The sequence below is a fragment of the Pseudomonas sp. C5pp genome, assembly GCF_000814065.1.
Classification (GTDB): Bacteria; Pseudomonadota; Gammaproteobacteria; order Pseudomonadales; family Pseudomonadaceae; genus Aquipseudomonas; species Aquipseudomonas asiatica.
In genome coordinates this window covers 26479-42902 of sequence record NZ_JWLN01000036.1, presented here as the reverse complement: position 1 = coordinate 42902, position 16424 = coordinate 26479, and the positions used below count along the sequence as shown (strand labels likewise).

Sequence of the window (16424 nt, the reverse complement as noted above, 5' to 3'; positions counted from 1 at the left end):
GATTCAAAAGCAGCAACCACCGCACCCTTAGAGCGCGAAAAGTTTGCGCCCCCGTATCTGGCCAAAAGCAGCGCCATTGCTACCCTTAACCCACGCGGCCTGATCTCACGGAGAGATGCGATGCGCATGCCATTGTCAGCGGTCCTGTCGGTGATCCTGTATCTGAGTGCCACGCCCGGCCTGGTGCTGGCAGAGGATGTACCGGCCCCCGACCCGGCACCACAAACCGACACGGTCGCGGCCAAGGACCCGGTGTTCACCCAGGAGCAACTGGATCAGATGCTGGCACCCATCGCGCTGTACCCCGATGCGCTGCTGGCACAGGTATTGATGGCCTCCACTTACCCGGGGCAGGTGAGCGAAGCTGTGACCTGGTCCAAGGCCAACCCCAAGGCCACCGGCGACGATGCCGTCAAGAAGGTGGCGAACCAGCCCTGGGACCCGAGTGTACAGGCGCTGGTGGCCTTCCCGCAGGTACTGGCGACCCTGGGGCAAGACCCGGTCTGGGTGCAGCGCCTGGGTGACGCCTTCCTTGCGCAGCCCGACGATGTCATGGGCGGCGTGCAGCGCCTGCGCCACCAGGCCCAGGCCGCCGGCAACCTGCAGAGCAACCAGTACCAGAACGTGACCGTGCAGACCGCCCCGGCACCGGCCTCCAGCGGCAGCAGTACCCAGGTGGTTACGGCCAGTAGCCCGCCCACCACCATCATCATCGAGCCAGCCGACCCGCAAGTGGTGTACGTGCCCAGCTACAACCCGACCACCAGCTACGGCACCTGGGCCTACCCGGCCTCGCCGCCGGTGTATTACCCGCCACCGCCCATGTATTACCCTGGTTCTGCACTGGTGGCGGGCCTGGCCTTTGGTACCGGCGTGGCGATCGTAGCCTCGCTGTGGGGCGACTGTGACTGGGACAACAACGACATCGACATCGACGTCAACCGCTACAACAACATCAACGCCAACAACCGCATCACCAACAACCAGAACAAATGGCAGCACAACGCCGCCAACCGCGACGGCGTGCCGTACCGCGACTCTCGCAGCCGCCAGCAGTACGGTCGCCAGCTGGACGGTGCCACCCAGCGTACTGCCTTCCGCGGTGACGACGCCCAACGCGCCCAGGCGCGGGACAAGGCCCGGGCGTCGATGGACCGGGCCGGCATCGAACGTCCGGCCACCAGCAACCGCCAGGCACGCCAGCAGATGCGCGAGGCGCAGGCAGGTAATTCGGTCGGCAACCGCATGCAGCCTCGTAGCGACAACCCCAGGGCAACCGACCGTCGACAGGAAACCCGCAACACCCAGGCTCGCCAGCAGAACAGCCAGGTGAACCAGCGCAGGCAGGGCGAAGGCCAGGGGCGGCAGCTGGCACAAAATCGGCCTTCCAATACCGCCGGCCGTGCGCGTAACAATGCCTTCGACGGCGTCCGTTCACCCTCGCGCACCAGCGTGCAGGCCAGCCGTGGCCGCACCAGCCAGTCGTTCGCCCAGCGACCGAGCGCATCACGTGCCGCCGGGCACCAGATTTCCCGGCCCAGTGCGCCCGCACGCCGCGGGGTAGGTGGCCGTCGATGAACCGTCAAACGATAGCGGCACTGGTAATCGCAGCCGGTATGACATGGTCATCCCTGGCCGCTGCGCAGGAAGCCTTCCCGACACCGGAGAAGGCCGTGGAATCCTTTGTTGCGGCGCTGGGCGAGGAGAAACCTGATGAAGCCCGCCTGGCCCGGTTGCTGGGTGATGACTGGCGTGCCTACATACCGCGCGGTGGTGTGCAACGCAGTGATGTGGACACGTTCCTTGCGCAGTATCGCGCGCAGCACAGCATCAACCTGTCGGGTACAAACAAGGCCATCCTCGCGGTGGGCAGTGATCACTGGACGTTGCCTATTCCGTTGACCAAAGGCGACCAGGGTTGGCGCTTCGACCTCAAGGCCGGCAGCGCCGAAATCCGCGCCCGGCGCATTGGCCGCAACGAGCTGGGTGCCATGCAGTCGATGCTGGCCTATCACGATGCGCAAATGGAGTACGCCACCCAGGACCACAACGGCAACGGTGCGCTGGAATACGCGCAGAAGATATTCAGCGAGCCCGGCAAGCATGACGGGCTGTACTGGGACGACGATGGCGATGGCCAGGTCAGCCCGCTGGGCCCGCTGTTCGGCCAGGACCGGGTTGGCGACGACTGGTATGGCTACCACTTTCGTATCCTCGATGCACAGGGCCCATCCGCCCCTGGTGGTGCCTACAGTTACCTGATCGGCAACCAGATGAGCCGTGGCTTCGCCATGGTCGCCTGGCCGGCCAGGTACGATGACACCGGGGTGATGAGTTTCATGATCAGCCATGACGGCGAGGTGTTCGAGAAAGACCTCGGGCCGCACGGTGACAAGCTGGCCAAGGAGATGAAACGCTTCGACCCGGATGACAGCTGGAAGGTGGTGGATGTGCCGGTGGATGACTGACTCTGCAGGGCCTTTGAGCCGCATCGTTTCGTTTGCGGGTATGGAAGCCGACGACTGAAACTGCGCTGCGCAGAAAGTGGCTCTCATCTGATGGGGTTTGGTACCTATGGGCTGCAAGGTAGCCCTGGCTTTCATACCGCCAGATCGGTTTTTAGTGTTTTACGGTAGCCGTACCTGTCATTTCTGACAGTTGTTTGATCGGGCCCGACGCGAAAATATGGCTACCTCATCCACGGGAGCCAGCTATGACCTCGCCAATGAAGTACACGCGCTTTTTCATGCAGCAAGACAGGGTTCATACCGCTTTGTCAGGCGACGCTGCCGTGGTCTGCATGAGAGGGCAGGCAGGCGTTCTGGCAGAAACCAGGCTGGAGCAAGAAACAGCGCGCTCGGCATTACTGGCTGCAGACAGCGGGGATTCAGTTGTAGGCGTCCGATCTCAGGGGCAGCCGGAGGCGGTGACTTACAATGCCTATGGGTATCACAATCCCAATGACATTCCCTTGCATCGACCGGCATTCAATGGTCACCTGCTGCTGTGGTATCTCTATTTGCTCGGGAATGGTTATCGTGCCTTCAATCCGGTCTTGATGTGTTTTCAGAGTCCCGATAGCCAAAGCCCATTTGGAGCGGGTGGCTTGAACTGTTATGCCTATTGTGCGGGTGATCCGGTCAATTTCAGTGATCCCAGTGGGCATATGCTCAAACGAAAACTTCCTTCACCAAGTCACACTCTTAGCAAGCGTCCGGCATTAGGCCAGAGTGGAAGACCCTCACCTCAAGAAGTGATTGATAAAATGTATGCTCATCCAGGCTGGGACCTGGCCTACGCACCTGAACGAGAAGCTGCGCCAGCTCAGCACTCGACGCGGCCTGATCAGGTATTGAACACGATGGTGACCCCCCGGGATCGTGCAATGACGACTCATGTTGCAGAGTTGTCTTCATCCAATGCAGGAACTCCTGTGGCGTCAAGCATGCGTTTGCCTGAAAATCACCGGAGGAGACCTGTTATAAAGGCTAATCCAGCTGGTTTGGCTAGGTTCACCGTGCTGAACCAGGTAAATGAGCATACGTTTCCGGGTATGACGATTGAAGAAAGTAGACAGGCGCGTCAACTGGCAATGGACGCAAGGCAGAGTGGAGCTAATATTGCCGGTACATTAAAAACAGCTTTTCCGAGCATTACGCTTGGTGCAATTGATAATATCAGGAAAGGGGCGAGAAGAATAATTAATAAATACTCATCCAATGAATAATTTGTATTGATTAATTGGTTTATTCGCGAGTCGTGCCACATTTCACATCGCCCTTTGAATAAAATTTTATTGCGGACTATTTTCCAGCATCTGCCGCACCAGCCACTGCCCCGCGGGCCCGAGCGCGCGCCGGCTGGACCAGGCCACGTCCATATCCACCCGCCGTGGATAGCCCGCGACCTGCAACTCCACCAGCCCACTGCCAAACCGTGCCACCAGTGCCCTGGGCAGTTCGGCCCAGCCGAACCCGCGCACGGCGAACTCCAGCAAGGTGAGGTAGTCCGGTGCCGACCAGGCTTGGCCACGACCGTGGTGCAGGCTGGGAGCATAGGTCTTGATATACAGCTGCCGGACGTTCTCCAGGTGCTGCGTCTGCACCTGGGGCAAAGCCGCCAACGGATGCCCGCTGGCCACGTACACCCCAAACTCTGCCTGCTCTGGCAAGCGCGCAACGGCAACGTCCGCAGGGTAACTGGGCTGGGTGGCAAGAATGCCGACATGTGCCAGGCCCTGCTGGATCAGCTCGATCACATCGGCATCTTCCGATGGGCCGCAGCGCAGCTCGGTATGCGGGTAGTGCTGGGCGAAGCGGGCCATCACCGCGCCCTGGAAGGTGACGCTGTAGCTGTCCGACATCACCACCGAGACCAGTGCCTCGACGTTTTCCGCCAGCCGCACCGCCAGAGCATCGAGCTGGGCGCTGGCATCGAGAATCGCCTCCACATGGCTCAGCACCTGCCGCCCAGCCTCGTTCAGCGTAGGGTGGCGACCGCCACGCTCGAACAACGGGCAACCCACATCGGCCTCGAAATTGGCGATGGCGATGCTGATGGTGGACTGGCTTTTGCGCAACTTGCGCGCCGCAGCGGAGAACGAACCCAGCGATGCGGCTTCGACAAAGGCGACCAGAGCTTCGGGTGAGTAGCGCATGGTATTGATAAAGCCGATGGTAGCTATGTCGCGAGTATCAGTTCTATCAAAGAAAATAGGAAGCACGACTCACGCGATGGATGGAATTTGCAATGAAAAACGTGTCTTTCACCGAACGCCTGGTTCACGCCGTCGGCTATGAAGTGTTCGCCGTGCTGCTGTGTGCGCCGCTGTTGTCCTGGATCATGGGCAAGTCGCTGGCGACGGCGGGGGCGCTGGCGGTGACCCTGTCGGTGATCGCCATGCTGTGGAACATGGTCTACAACGCGCTGGTCGACCGCTACGTGCAGGTCGAGCGCATCCACTGGAAGGCCAGCGCACGCTTTGTGCACGGCCTGGGCTTCGAAGCCGGGCTGGTGGTGTGGTGCCTGCCGGTGGCGGCGTGGATGCTGGAGATTTCGTTGCTGCAGGCGTTCATGGTGGAGTTGGGCTTCTTCGTGATCATCCTGCCCTACACCGTGCTGTACAACTGGGCCTTCGACAAAGCCCGGCACCTGCTGATGCAGCGTCGCCTTGCATGAAAACCATCTGCCTGCGCTGCTCATCGATTTGTGCATTGTGCGGATATCCTGGGCTGCTTCGCAGCCCTTTCGCGACACAAGGCCGCTCCTACAGGGACGGCGCAGACTTCAGGCTTGCGCTGTACCTGTGGGAGCGGCTTTAGCCGCGAACACTGGCGCAGCCGGTGCCATCTATAGTTGACCGCGTCAGCCCATAAAAAAACGGGGCATGCCATCGCTGGCATGCCCCGTTTTTCAAACCGTTAAAGCGCCTCAGGCAACCTTGACGATCCAGCCAGCCGGTGCTTCCACGTCACCGCTCTGGATACCGGTCAGCTCGTTGTAGAGCTTCTGGGTAACCGGGCCGACCTTTTCCAAGTCGTGGAACACGTGCAGCTTGCCGTTGTACTCGATGCCGCCGATCGGGGTGATCACCGCAGCGGTACCGCAGGCGCCGGCTTCGATGAAGCGGTCCAGCTTGTTGATTTCCACATCGCCTTCGATCACGGTCAGGCCCAGGCGCGATTGCGCCAGTTCCATCAGCGACAGGCGGGTGATGCCCGGCAGCACCGAAGCCGATTTCGGGGTGACGAACTCGTTGTTGGCGGTGATGCCGAAGAAGTTGGCCGAACCGACTTCCTCGATCTTGGTGTGGGTCAGCGGGTCGAGGTAGATGGCGTCGGCGAAGTTGGCTTTCTTCGCTTCTGCACCCGGCTGCAGGCTGGCGGCGTAGTTGCCACCGACCTTGGCCGCGCCAGTGCCTTGGGGGGCTGCGCGGTCGAAGCTGGAGATCTGGAAGTTGTGCGGCTTCATGCCGCCCTTGAAGTACGAGCCAACCGGGATGGCGAAGATCGAGAAGATGAACTCGGGGGCGGTGCGCACGCCAATGTTGTCACCGGTGCCGATCACGAACGGGCGCAGGTAGAGGGCGCCTTTACCATGCGGTGGCACGAACTTCTCGTTGGCCTTGACCACTTGCTTGCACGCCTCGATGAATACATCGGTCGGCACCTGCGGCATCAGCAGGCGGGCGCAGCTGCGCTGCATGCGGGCGGCGTTCTGGTCCGGGCGGAACAGGTTGATCGAACCGTCCTTGCAACGGTAGGCCTTGAGGCCCTCGAAGCACTGCTGGCCGTAGTGCAGGGCAGTGGAGCCTTCACTGATGTGCAGTACGTTGTCTTCGGTCAGGGTGCCCTTGTCCCACTCGCCATTGCGCCATACGGACAGGTAGCGTTTGTCGGTCTTGATGTAGTCGAAACCCAGCTTGTCCCAATTAATGCTTTCGTTGCTCATGACACCCTCATTGTCTTGCAAGTGCCCGATTGCTCGGGCTGCTGTTATATGCGCACCACGCCACCATAATACATCCGTGGCAGATCGGGAACGGCCAGTCACGAATTGATAGCCTGCAATGCATTTATTGCGGCTTCTACAGGTGCAGGTACTCGTCCAGCGCCAGCCGGTCGAGCAGTACCTGGTCGTGGGACGCCACCACCAGCGCCCCGCGAAACTGCCCGAGCATGTGTTCCAGTGCGGCCAGCGACGGCAGGTCCAGGTGGTTGCCTGGTTCGTCCAGCAGCAACAGGTCGAGCGGCCGTTCGCGGTACAGCACGGCGGCCAGTGCTGCCTTCATTCGTTCACCGCCGCTGAGCAGGCCGCTGGGCAGTTCGATGCGGGCCGCATCCAGGCCAAGTTGCGCCAGGCGGCTGCGCAAGTCGCCTTGGGCCAGTGTCGGGTTTGCCTGGTGCAGGTGGTCGAGCACGCTGGTATGGCCTGGTAGTGCGCTGCAGTGCTGGTCGAGCAGGGCGGTTTCACCACTGAGGCGCAGGCTGTCGGGCGGTGCTGGCAACTCGCCGTTCATCAGCTTGAGCAAGGTGGACTTGCCACTGCCATTGGCGCCGACCAGGCCCACCCGCTGGCCCAGGCACAAGCGCAGGTTCAATGGTTTGCGCGTGCCGCGGGGTAGGTGCAGCGCCTGCAAGGCCAGCACTTCGCGGCCCGGATGACGCTGCGGCGTGGGTGCATGCAGGGTAATGGCGCAGTCCTGCTCGACTTCGCGAGCGGCGTCACGCACTTTGCCCTGCAGCGCCTGCCGGACGTCGCGATGGTCGCGGCACTGCTTGCCCGCAGTGGCCTGGCTGCGTTCCTGCTGGCGGTCGACCAGGATCTTGGCCTGGTTGGCGTGCCTGGCGTTGCGCCCGGCGCGGGCTTGATGACGTTCCAGGTCTTCGCGCTGGCGCTGCAGTTCGCGCGCCTGGCGTTGCTGCTCCTGTTTCAGCCGGGCAAGTTGCTGTTGGGCCAGCGCCGTCTGGCTGGCTTTCTGGGCCGAATAGAAGCTGTAGTTGCCGCCATAGGCCTGCAAGCCCAGGCTGGACAATTCGACGATGCGCGTCATGTGCGCGAGCAGTTTGCGATCATGGCTGATCACCAGCAAGCCCCGGTCCCAGGCTTCGATCATGCTCAGCAGTTGGGCGCGGGCGGTGCTGTCCAGGTGATTGCTCGGTTCGTCGAGGATCAGGTAGTCCGCTTCGCTGAGCCAGGCGCCGACCAGCGCCACGCGCATGGCCTGGCCACCGCTCAGGCTGTGGGCGGGCTGGTGCCAGTCGAGCTGGCCCAGGCCGTGGCGTTGCAGGTGCCCCTGCAATTGCTCGCGGATATCCCAGCGTTCGCCGACGGTGTCGAAGTCACTGGGGGCGACGCTGCCTTGCTCGATGCGCTCCAGCGCAGCGAGCACCGCGCCCACCTGGGCCAGGTCGGCGACCGTGGCGCTGCGCTCGATCACCTGCTGGTCCAGAAGATGGATGTGCCCAAGGCGCCGACACTGGCCGCTGCTTGGTTCGCGCTGGCCGGCAAGTACCTGCCCGAGCAGGCTCTTGCCCACACCGTTGCGCCCGACCAGGCCGGTGCGGCGTTGGTCGAAGGTTTCGCTGAGGTTGGTAAATAACAGCCTGCCGTCAGGCAAGGCCAAGGAGACGCTGTCCAGCGTCAGGATCGACGTGTTCGTCATGCACTACTCCACAAATGCCGCGACATCTCCGGAGCGAACCGGAGGCTGAAGACAGGCCGTCGAAGGGACGGCGGCATCAATGGCGCATTGGACGAACACCTCGTGACAGGGGAATGCGTAGCCTAACGGATAGAGGCATCGTTGTCGCGGGAAAACAGATTCCGCGAGTGCGCCGCGTGCCCTGTAGGAGCGGGTTCACCCACGAAACAGGCGACGCGGTGGATGGCACGGGCTTCGCCCGCGTTCGCGGGTAAACCCGCTCCCACATGGTCGGCATCGCCCTTAAGGCGTGCACTGGACCTGTAGGACCGCGCATGCCCCTGGTTCAGCGCCCCATCAAGCGCTTGCCCCAGTCACCCCCGTGGCTCTGCCGGCAGGCCTCTTCACTGTCAAACCGCACATGCCAGGCCGGATGATCCAGCTGAATGCCGGCCTGCTCCAGCGCAAGGCCTGTCAGTGCCAGCATGCGCACCTTCGCGTCGCCCGCCACGGCGGCGGCCTTGTCGGCCTCTCGCTCGAACACCCAGGTAATACGCAGGCTGGCCGGAAAGTCCTCGGGCGCGAGACGATGGGTAAGCCAGCTGAAACCGACGATCTCCGCCTTGGCGGTTTCGCAGGCTTCGGTCAGGCAAACCACCAGTTCACGCTCCAGGCGTGCCATATCGCGCTTGTTCAGGGGTTTCACCGGGGGGGCCTCGCTGCTCAAAGCCACCACTGTAACGCAGTTGCGCCACTTGTTGTCGGCCAGCCCGACAGCAATGGTTGACCACCCGCCAGCCACTGCGTAGCCTTGCCACTTCGAGGTTCTTCGGCCAGGCCGAAGCTAAGACGGGAACGCGGTACAAGCCGCGGCTGCCCCCGCAACTGTAAGCACCGACAACGGATCGACACAGCCACTGCGCCCGCGCGCGGGAAGGCGTCATCCCGCCAGACCGCTGCACCAGCGGGCACATGGAACGGTGCGAGCCAGGAGACCTGCCTCGTCACGTTTTCGACTTTCAACCGGGCGGGGTGATCCGGTGGCGAACAAGCCCGGCCGGCCTGGCCTGCGGCTGTCGTCCTGCATGCCCGCGCCAATCTGCCAAGGGCAATGCGACATGAAAACACTGGCCAAGCTCCCCGTCACCATCGTCACCGGCTTCCTCGGCTCGGGCAAGACTACCTTGCTGCGCCACATGCTCGACAACGCCCAGGGCCGCCGCATTGCGGTAATCGTCAACGAGTTCGGCGAGCTGGGCATCGACGGCGAAATCCTCAAGCAGTGCAGCATCGGTTGCTCCGAGGAAGAAGCCACCGGCCGCGTCTACGAGCTGGCCAACGGCTGCCTGTGCTGCACCGTGCAGGAAGAGTTCTTCCCGGTGATGCGCGAGTTGGTGGCACGCCGTGGCGACCTGGACCATATCCTCATCGAAACCAGCGGCCTGGCGCTGCCCAAACCGCTGGTGCAAGCCTTCCAGTGGCCAGAAATCCGCAATGCCTGCACCGTCGACGCGGTGATCACTGTGGTCGACAGCCCTGCTGTGGCCGCCGGCACCTTCGCCGCCTACCCGGACCAGGTCGATGCCCAGCGCAAGCTCGACCCCAACCTGGACCACGAGTCGCCACTGCACGAACTGTTCGCCGACCAGTTGGCCAGTGCCGACCTGGTGGTGCTGAACAAGGCCGACCTGATCGACGCCGAAGGCCTGGCCAAGGTCCGCACCGAGGTGGCCGAAGAACTGCCTCCGGCGGTCAAGGTGGTCGAGGCCAGCAGCGGCAAGCTGCCGCTGGAGGTGCTGCTGGGTGTGGGCGCCGAGTCCGAGGCGCACATCGATGGTCGCCGTACCCACCATGATTCGCACCATCACGGTGATGACCATGACGATCATGACCACGACGCCTTCGACTCCATCTCCATCGACCTGCCCGAAGCCGACGAAAGCCTGCTGCTCGATGCCCTGACCCAGCTGGTGGTGGAGTTCGGCATCCTGCGCGCCAAAGGCTTCGCTGCCATCCCGGGCAAACCGATGCGCCTGCTGGTGCAAGGCGTGGGCACCCGTTTCGACAAGCACTTCGACCGCGCCTGGCGCGCCGACGAACCGCGCATCACCCGCCTGGTGCTGATTGGCCAGGACCTTGACGCCGCCCAGCTGGAAGCGCGCCTGCGCCAGGCACTGGACGCCTGACCCATGCACCTGCTGCGGACCCAGCCCGGCGGCTTCGTGCCGGATGACAGCATTGCCGACCTCGGCCAGACGCCCGCCGAGCTGGTGATTCTCTGCAGCGGCGATTCGCACCTGGCATTGCTCGCCGATACCGCCGAGCAATTGCCCGAGGATTACCCCAGCCTGCGCCTGGCCAACCCGATGCAGGTACAGAACCATGCCTCGGTCGACCTGTACGTCGACCAGGTACTGCGCCATGCCAAGGTCATCCTGGTGTCGCTGCACGGTGGCGTCGGCTACTGGCGCTATGGCGTCGAGCAGTTGGTCGAGCTGGCCGGCCGTGGCGTGCAGCTGATCCTGGTGCCGGGTGACGACCGCCCGGACCCGGAGCTGACCAGCTTGGGCAGTGTCCGCGGCGAGCAGGCCGAACGCCTTTGGCACTACTTGCGCCAGGGCGGCAAGGCCAATGCCATCAACCTGTTCAACTGCCTGGCCAGCCAGTGGCTGGGCCGCGACTATGCCTGGGACGAGCCGCAGCCGCTGCCGCGCACTGCCGTGTATCACCCGGCCAAGGGCAGCGCCACGCTGGAGGATTGGTACTCCCAGTGGCATCCCGAACAGCCGGTGGCGCCACTGTTGTTCTACCGCTCGCACCTGCAGGCGGCCAATACCGCGTTCATCGATGTGTTCTGCCAGCGCCTGCAGGCGGCCGGGCTCAACCCATTGCCGATCGCCGTGGCCAGCCTCAAGGAAAGCGCCTGCCTGGAGCAGGTCGAAGCCTGGTTGGACGAAGTAGGTGCCGAGGTGCTGCTCAACACCACCGGCTTTGCCCTGTCCAGCCCGGAACGCCCAAACCTGCGCCCGTTCCGTCGCGACATCCCGGTGCTGCAGGCCATCTGCGCGCAAGACAACCAGCCCGGCTGGGAAGCCAGCGAGCAGGGCCTGGGGGCGCGTGACCTGGCCATGCACATTGCCTTGCCAGAACTGGACGGGCGCATCATCACCCGCCCGGTCAGTTTCAAGGACATGGCCTGGCGCAGCGAGCGCAGCCAGTCCGATGTGGTCTGCTACCGCGCCCACCCCGAGCGCATGGATTTTGTCGCCGAACTGGCCCGCCGCTGGGTCGAACTGGCGCGCCTGCCTAATGCGCAAAAGCGCGTGGCCCTGGTGCTGGCCAACTACCCGACCCGGGATGGCCGCATTGGCAACGGCGTTGGCCTGGACACGCCAGCGGCCGCGCTGAACATACTCAAGGCCCTGCAGGCCGAAGGCTATCCGCTGGCCGACTTGCCGGGCAGCGGCACGCAGCTGATCCATCAGTTGCTCGGTGGCGTGACCAACGACCTCGACCAGCTGGACCTGCGCCCCTGCGCGCAGAGCCTGAGCCTGGCCGACTACCAGGCCGCCTTCGAGCGCCTGCCAGAGGCAAACCGCCAGGCCGTGCTGGAACGCTGGGGGCCGCCGCAGCAGGACCCGATGTACCGCAGTGGCCGGCTGATGGTGGCCGGCCTGCGCTTTGGCTTGACCTTTGTCGGCATCCAGCCGGCGCGCGGTTACCAGGTGGACCCCAGCGCGGTGTACCACGACCCGGACCTGGTGCCACCGCACGGCTACCTGGCATTTCACTTCTGGTTGCGCCACGCCTTTGCCGCCGACGCGGTGATCCATGTCGGCAAGCACGGCAACCTAGAATGGCTGCCCGGCAAGGGCGTCGGGTTGTCGGCGCAGTGCTGGCCGGACGCCTTGCTCGGCCCGCTGCCGAACATCTATCCGTTCATCGTCAACGACCCGGGCGAGGGCGCCCAGGCCAAGCGCCGCACCCAGGCGGTGATCATCGACCACCTGATGCCGCCGCTGACCCGTGCCGAAACCTATGGCCCGTTGCGCCACCTGGAGCAATTGGCCGACGAGTTCTACGAAGCGCAGCTGCTCGACCCGCGGCGCGCCCGCGAGTTGCAGCGCGACATTCTCGAACTGGTCAAAGCCAACCACATCGACCGCGAACTGCAGCTGGAAGGCCAACTGGACGATGCCGCCGTGTGGCTGCCACGCCTGGATACCTACCTGTGCGACCTGAAGGAATCGCAGATTCGCGATGGCCTGCATGTGTTCGGCCAGTCCCCGGAAGGCCGGCTGCGGCTGGATACCTTGCTGGCGCTGTTACGGGTCGAGCGTGGCGACGGTCGCGGTGGCAATGCCAGCCTGTTACGGGCCCTGGCCAAGGCGCTGGTGCCAGGCTTCGATCCGCTCGATTGCGAACTTGGCCAGCCGTGGCAAGGGCCACGTCCGGAACAACTGCAGGCCATGAGCAGCGAGCCTTGGCGCACCTGTGGCGATACCCGCGAACGCCTCGAACTGTTGGCGCTGCAGTTGATCGACCAGGCGCTGTGCGGCACCGTGCATTTACCTGCCCAGAGCGAATGGCAGCCGGTGCACGATGTGGTACGGACGCTGCGAGAATCGGTGGCACCCAGCCTGGACGCCTGCGGCAGCGCCGAAATGGATGGCCTGCTGGCGGCGCTGGCCGGGCGTTTCGTGCCCGCCGGCCCCAGTGGCGCACCCAGTCGTGGTCGCCTGGACGTGCTGCCCACCGGTCGCAACTTCTATACCGTGGACGTGCGCAACCTGCCCACCACCACCGCCTGGCGCCTGGGCTTCGCCTCCGCCAACCTGATCCTGGAGCGCCATCTGCAGGACCACGGCGATCACCTGCGCCAGCTCGGTCTTTCGGTGTGGGGCACGGCAACCATGCGTACCGGCGGTGATGACATCGCCCAGGCCATGGCGCTGATGGGCGTGCGTCCGGTGTGGGCCACGGGGAGCCAGCGGGTAGACGATTTCGAGATCCTGCCGCTCAGCCTGCTCGACCGCCCGCGGGTGGACGTGACCTTGCGCGTTTCCGGCTTTTTCCGTGATGCCTTCGGCAACCTCATCCGCCTGTTCGATGCCGCAGTGCAGGCGGTGGCCGCGCTGGACGAGCCCGACGATCTCAACCCCCTGGCCGCCCGCGTGCGTAGCGAGCGCGCCGCGCTGCAGGCGCGGGGCGTGGACGCCGAGCAGGCTGCGCGCCAGGCTGGCTGGCGGGTGTTCGGTGCCAAGCCCGGGGCCTACGGCGCCGGGGTGCAGAACGCCATCGACGGGCGCCTGTGGCACAGCCGCGACGACCTGGCCGAGGTCTACCTCAACCACGGCGGCTATGCCTACGGCGCCAGCGACGACGGAACCCCGGCCCGAGCACAGTTCGCCCAGCGCCTGGCCAAGGTGCAGGCGGTGCTGCAGAACCAGGACAACCACGAACACGACCTGCTCGATTCCAACGACTATTACCAGTTCCAGGGTGGCATGCTGGCGGCGTCGGAAACCTTGTCCGGTGCGGCAGTTGCCAGTTATCACGGCGACCATAGCCAGGCCGACCGGCCGCGCATCCGTACCCTCAAGGAAGAGCTGAACCGGGTCATCCGCGCCCGGGCGCTGAACCCGAAATGGATCGACGGGGCCAAGCGCCACGGCTACAAAGGCGCCTTCGAGATGGCGGCGACGGTCGACAACCTGTTCGCCTTCGACGCCACCACGCAGCTGATCGACGACCATCATTACCAGGCGCTGGCCGATGCCTACGTGCTCGACCCGGCGACCCGCGACTTCATGCGCGAGCACAACCCCGAGGCCCTGCGCGACCTTACCGAGCGTTTGCTGGAGGCCCAGCAGCGCGGTCTGTGGCAGGCACCGGGTGACTACCGCGAAGCCCTCGAGGAACAACTGCTCGACGGCGAGGAACAGGCTTGAAATGAGTGAACCCGTGCAATTTCCACTGGCAGCCGTGGTCGGTGCCGATGACCTGAAACTGGCGCTGTGCCTGACCGCAATCGACCCGAAGATCGGCGGCGTGCTGATCGAGGGGCCACGTGGCATGGCCAAGAGTACCCTGGCCCGTGGCTTGGCCGACCTGCTCGGTGAGGGCCCGTTCGTGACCCTGCCACTGGGCGCCAGCGAAGAGCGGCTGGTCGGCACCCTCGACCTGGATGCCGCACTGGGGCAGGGCAAGGCGCAGTTCTCCCCAGGGGTACTGGCCCAGGCCGATGGTGGCGTGCTGTACGTCGATGAGGTGAACCTGCTGCCCGACACGCTCGTCGACCTGTTGCTCGATGTGGCGGCCAGTGGCACCAACCGTATCGAGCGCGACGGCATCTCGCACCGGCACAGTGCCCGCTTCGTACTGATCGGCACCATGAACCCGGAGGAGGGCGAACTGCGCCCGCAGTTGCTCGACCGCTTTGGCCTCAATGTGGCCCTGGAAGGCTTGCCCGAACCTGAGGCGCGCCAACAGATCATTCGCCGCCGTCTGGCCTTCGACAGCGACCCGCAGGCCTTTTGCGCGCAATGGGCCGAGGCCCAGGCGCAATTGCGCGAGCGCTGCCAGGCGGCGCGTCAGGCCCTGGCCGGCATTGCCCTGGACGACCAGGCGCTGGCCTGGATTACCGAACGCTGCTACGCCGCTGGGGTCGACGGGCTGCGCGCCGATCTGGTCTGGCTGCGCGCCGCACGCGCCCACTGTGCGTGGCGTGGTGGCGAGGCCATCGAGGAGGCCGATGTCGATGCAGTGGCCGAGTTCGCCTTGCGCCATCGCCGCCGCGTTTCGCCCCAGGCCAACCCGCCTGCGGCGCCGCGCCAGCCTGAACAGCAACCCGGTCGACAAGACGCGGGCAACCCTGGCGAACAGGGCGGGCAGGGCGACTGGGGCGCAATGCCGGCGCAGCCTGTGGCCAGCGGCGCGCGCCGCGAGGTGCCGAACTGGGCAAAAAAGCCCTGAGCATCCCCCAGTCACCTGCCAAAGGGGCGGATGCCAAAGCAGGCGCAGGTAAGCAATACGGTGCCAGCCGAGGCCGGGCGCGCAGTGCTGCGGCCGGGCGGGTGGCCTGGCTGCCGACCCTGCTCAAGGGCCGGCCCCGCCAGCGCCAGGACCTGTGCTGGCAGCAACGCCAGGCCAGGCCCGCAGAACTGTGGCTGGTAATCGTCGATGCTTCGGCCTCGACCCGTCGCCACCAGGCGTTGGCGCAAACCAAAGGGCTGCTGGCGGCGCTGTTCGACCAAGCCTACCGCCAACGTGCCCGGTTGGCCCTGCTTACCGCCAGCGGGCGCTCACCTCAGTGGCAGCGCCACGGCCTGAAGGCCTCGGCCGCCTTGCAACCGTGGCTACAAGCCTTGGGAGCTGGTGGTGGCACGCCGTTGATCGCTGCACTGGAGCAAGCTCGGCACTGGTTGCAGGATCGGCAGCGGGCCCACCCCGAAGAAGCGTTACGCTGCCTGGTGTTCACCGACGGTCGCCTGCAACACTGGAATACCGTGCAGCCGATGCCTTGCGCCACTCTGTTGGTGGACATGGAACTGGCGCCGGTGCGCCTGGGCCGTGCGCAGCGCCTGGCGCAGCAACTTCAGGCGGATTACCAGCACCTGCAACAGTTCAGGTTGGTGGATTGAAAAAGCACCGGTGCGACACTATGCCGCAATAAGAAAAAGTTGCCAGAACAGCAACCCGGAAGTTGTACAAGTGCGTGGCGACGCACGCACTTGGTTTGCCGGCCGATATTATTTCGGCATTGACCACGGCTGCAGGTCGTAACCTTTTTCGCACAGTTCGGCGCGCACTTCCTCGATCAGGCTGGCCCACTGGGCCGGGTCGGAATAGATGCGCGAAGACACTTGCTTGCTGCCGATGCGGGTGCTGGTCCGGTCGATCACTGCCAGGCTCAGTTCACCAGTACCGTTGGGTGCATCCCAGGCTACGCACTGGAAGGGTTCGAAGGCGTGGTCGGCAATCAGCAGTGCTTCGTTGACACGGAGCGGGGCATTCATGGTTCGGTCTCTCTATGGTCCCAAACATCCAGTTAAAGTCCGCGTTGCTTCGAAGTCGCCTCGGTTATCGCGAAGTGCAGCGCGGGGTTATGTGTACTGATGCTCGTTGTCCGGGGGCGAGTCACACATTGGTTGTAAAAAATTTTGCCAGGGTCGAATCCGTTCTTGCCCATGCCGCCATGTGATGTCGATAAAGTGCGAAAATTCCCGTCACGCATTGTAAAAAAATGATTCGGCAGACAGACGGTACTGGGAACCGTCAA

Annotated in this window: 13 protein-coding genes and 1 riboswitch; of the genes, 8 read left to right on the top strand and 5 right to left on the bottom strand. The window is 64.1% G+C overall.

Going from position 1 to position 16424, the window contains the following annotated elements; genetic code table 11:
- Positions 1-120 precede the first annotated feature (120 nt).
- The 3 genes from RR51_RS23790 to RR51_RS29665 all read left to right on the top strand — a co-directional run bounded on the left by RR51_RS23790 (position 121) and on the right by RR51_RS29665 (position 3727).
- Positions 121-1578, top strand: coding sequence for a DUF3300 domain-containing protein (locus RR51_RS23790; RefSeq protein WP_039614876.1), 1458 nt, complete (start codon positions 121-123; stop codon positions 1576-1578).
- Entirely contained in the window at positions 1575-2468 is an 894-nt protein-coding gene (locus RR51_RS23785; RefSeq protein ID WP_039614875.1) for a DUF2950 domain-containing protein, read from the top strand. Before RR51_RS23790 ends, RR51_RS23785 begins: the two co-directional genes overlap by 4 nt.
- Positions 2469-2713: 245 nt before the next feature.
- Positions 2714-3727, top strand: coding sequence for an RHS repeat-associated core domain-containing protein (locus RR51_RS29665; protein ID WP_082044753.1), 1014 nt, complete (start codon positions 2714-2716; stop codon positions 3725-3727).
- 66 nt (positions 3728-3793) lie between these two features.
- Here the strand turns inward: RR51_RS29665 and RR51_RS23775 are convergent, their stop codons facing one another.
- Complete coding sequence (locus tag RR51_RS23775; protein ID WP_039614873.1) at positions 3794-4657, bottom strand: LysR family transcriptional regulator; 864 nt, start codon at positions 4655-4657, stop codon at positions 3794-3796.
- 92 nt (positions 4658-4749) lie between these two features.
- Here RR51_RS23775 and RR51_RS23770 point away from each other — a divergent pair, with 92 nt between their 5' ends.
- Positions 4750-5178, top strand: coding sequence for a multidrug/biocide efflux PACE transporter (locus RR51_RS23770; protein WP_039614872.1), 429 nt, complete (start codon positions 4750-4752; stop codon positions 5176-5178).
- Positions 5179-5430: 252 nt separating this feature from the next.
- On the opposite strand, the gene RR51_RS23765 is transcribed toward RR51_RS23770, so the two are convergent.
- From RR51_RS23765 to RR51_RS23755, 3 genes are all read right to left on the bottom strand, one after another.
- Positions 5431-6450 carry a branched-chain amino acid aminotransferase gene (locus RR51_RS23765; protein WP_013972500.1) on the bottom strand — a complete coding sequence of 340 codons (1020 nt, stop codon included), beginning with the start codon at positions 6448-6450 and terminating at the stop codon, positions 5431-5433.
- 136 nt (positions 6451-6586) lie between these two features.
- Positions 6587-8164 carry an ATP-binding cassette domain-containing protein gene (locus RR51_RS23760; protein ID WP_039614871.1) on the bottom strand — a complete coding sequence of 526 codons (1578 nt, stop codon included), beginning with the start codon at positions 8162-8164 and terminating at the stop codon, positions 6587-6589.
- A gap of 325 nt (positions 8165-8489) precedes the next feature.
- A complete protein-coding gene (locus RR51_RS23755) occupies positions 8490-8849 on the bottom strand; it encodes a hypothetical protein (protein ID WP_039614892.1) in 360 nt (119 codons plus the stop codon).
- A gap of 99 nt (positions 8850-8948) precedes the next feature.
- Positions 8949-9161: riboswitch (cobalamin riboswitch) on the top strand.
- 100 nt (positions 9162-9261) lie between these two features.
- Between RR51_RS23755 and cobW the strand changes: the two genes are divergently transcribed.
- The 4 genes from cobW (at position 9262) to RR51_RS23735 (ending at position 15786) form a co-directional block, all read left to right on the top strand.
- Complete coding sequence (gene cobW, locus RR51_RS23750; protein WP_039614870.1) at positions 9262-10329, top strand: cobalamin biosynthesis protein CobW; 1068 nt, start codon at positions 9262-9264, stop codon at positions 10327-10329.
- A 3-nt stretch (positions 10330-10332) separates the two neighbouring features.
- Entirely contained in the window at positions 10333-14094 is a 3762-nt protein-coding gene (cobN, locus tag RR51_RS23745; protein WP_039614869.1) for a cobaltochelatase subunit CobN, read from the top strand.
- A 1-nt stretch (position 14095) separates the two neighbouring features.
- The gene (locus RR51_RS23740; protein WP_039614868.1) at positions 14096-15118 is read left to right on the top strand and encodes an ATP-binding protein; all 1023 of its coding nucleotides are present in this window, start codon (positions 14096-14098) and stop codon (positions 15116-15118) included.
- A 101-nt stretch (positions 15119-15219) separates the two neighbouring features.
- Positions 15220-15786, top strand: a complete 567-nt coding sequence (locus tag RR51_RS23735; protein WP_013972505.1) for a vWA domain-containing protein — start codon at positions 15220-15222, stop codon at positions 15784-15786.
- Between the two features lie 108 nt (positions 15787-15894).
- On the opposite strand, the gene RR51_RS23730 is transcribed toward RR51_RS23735, so the two are convergent.
- Positions 15895-16161 carry a hypothetical protein gene (locus tag RR51_RS23730; RefSeq protein ID WP_013972506.1) on the bottom strand — a complete coding sequence of 89 codons (267 nt, stop codon included), beginning with the start codon at positions 16159-16161 and terminating at the stop codon, positions 15895-15897.
- Positions 16162-16424: the final 263 nt, after the last annotated feature.

What these genes read in the sequence shown, in the direction of transcription:
- RR51_RS23770 (WP_039614872.1), top strand. Translation starts at nt 4,750, where the DNA reads ATGAAAAACGTGTCTTTCACCGAACGCCTGGTTCACGCCGTCGGCTAT.
- cobW (WP_039614870.1), top strand. Translation starts at nt 9,262, where the DNA reads ATGAAAACACTGGCCAAGCTCCCCGTCACCATCGTCACCGGCTTCCTC.
- RR51_RS23790 (WP_039614876.1), top strand. Translation starts at nt 121, where the DNA reads ATGCGCATGCCATTGTCAGCGGTCCTGTCGGTGATCCTGTATCTGAGT.
- cobN (WP_039614869.1), top strand. Translation starts at nt 10,333, where the DNA reads ATGCACCTGCTGCGGACCCAGCCCGGCGGCTTCGTGCCGGATGACAGC.
- RR51_RS23765 (WP_013972500.1), bottom strand. Translation starts at nt 6,450, where the DNA reads ATGAGCAACGAAAGCATTAATTGGGACAAGCTGGGTTTCGACTACATC.
- RR51_RS23760 (WP_039614871.1), bottom strand. Translation starts at nt 8,164, where the DNA reads ATGACGAACACGTCGATCCTGACGCTGGACAGCGTCTCCTTGGCCTTG.
- RR51_RS23775 (WP_039614873.1), bottom strand. Translation starts at nt 4,657, where the DNA reads ATGCGCTACTCACCCGAAGCTCTGGTCGCCTTTGTCGAAGCCGCATCG.
- RR51_RS23740 (WP_039614868.1), top strand. Translation starts at nt 14,096, where the DNA reads ATGAGTGAACCCGTGCAATTTCCACTGGCAGCCGTGGTCGGTGCCGAT.
- RR51_RS23730 (WP_013972506.1), bottom strand. Translation starts at nt 16,161, where the DNA reads ATGAATGCCCCGCTCCGTGTCAACGAAGCACTGCTGATTGCCGACCAC.
- RR51_RS23785 (WP_039614875.1), top strand. Translation starts at nt 1,575, where the DNA reads ATGAACCGTCAAACGATAGCGGCACTGGTAATCGCAGCCGGTATGACA.
- RR51_RS29665 (WP_082044753.1), top strand. Translation starts at nt 2,714, where the DNA reads ATGACCTCGCCAATGAAGTACACGCGCTTTTTCATGCAGCAAGACAGG.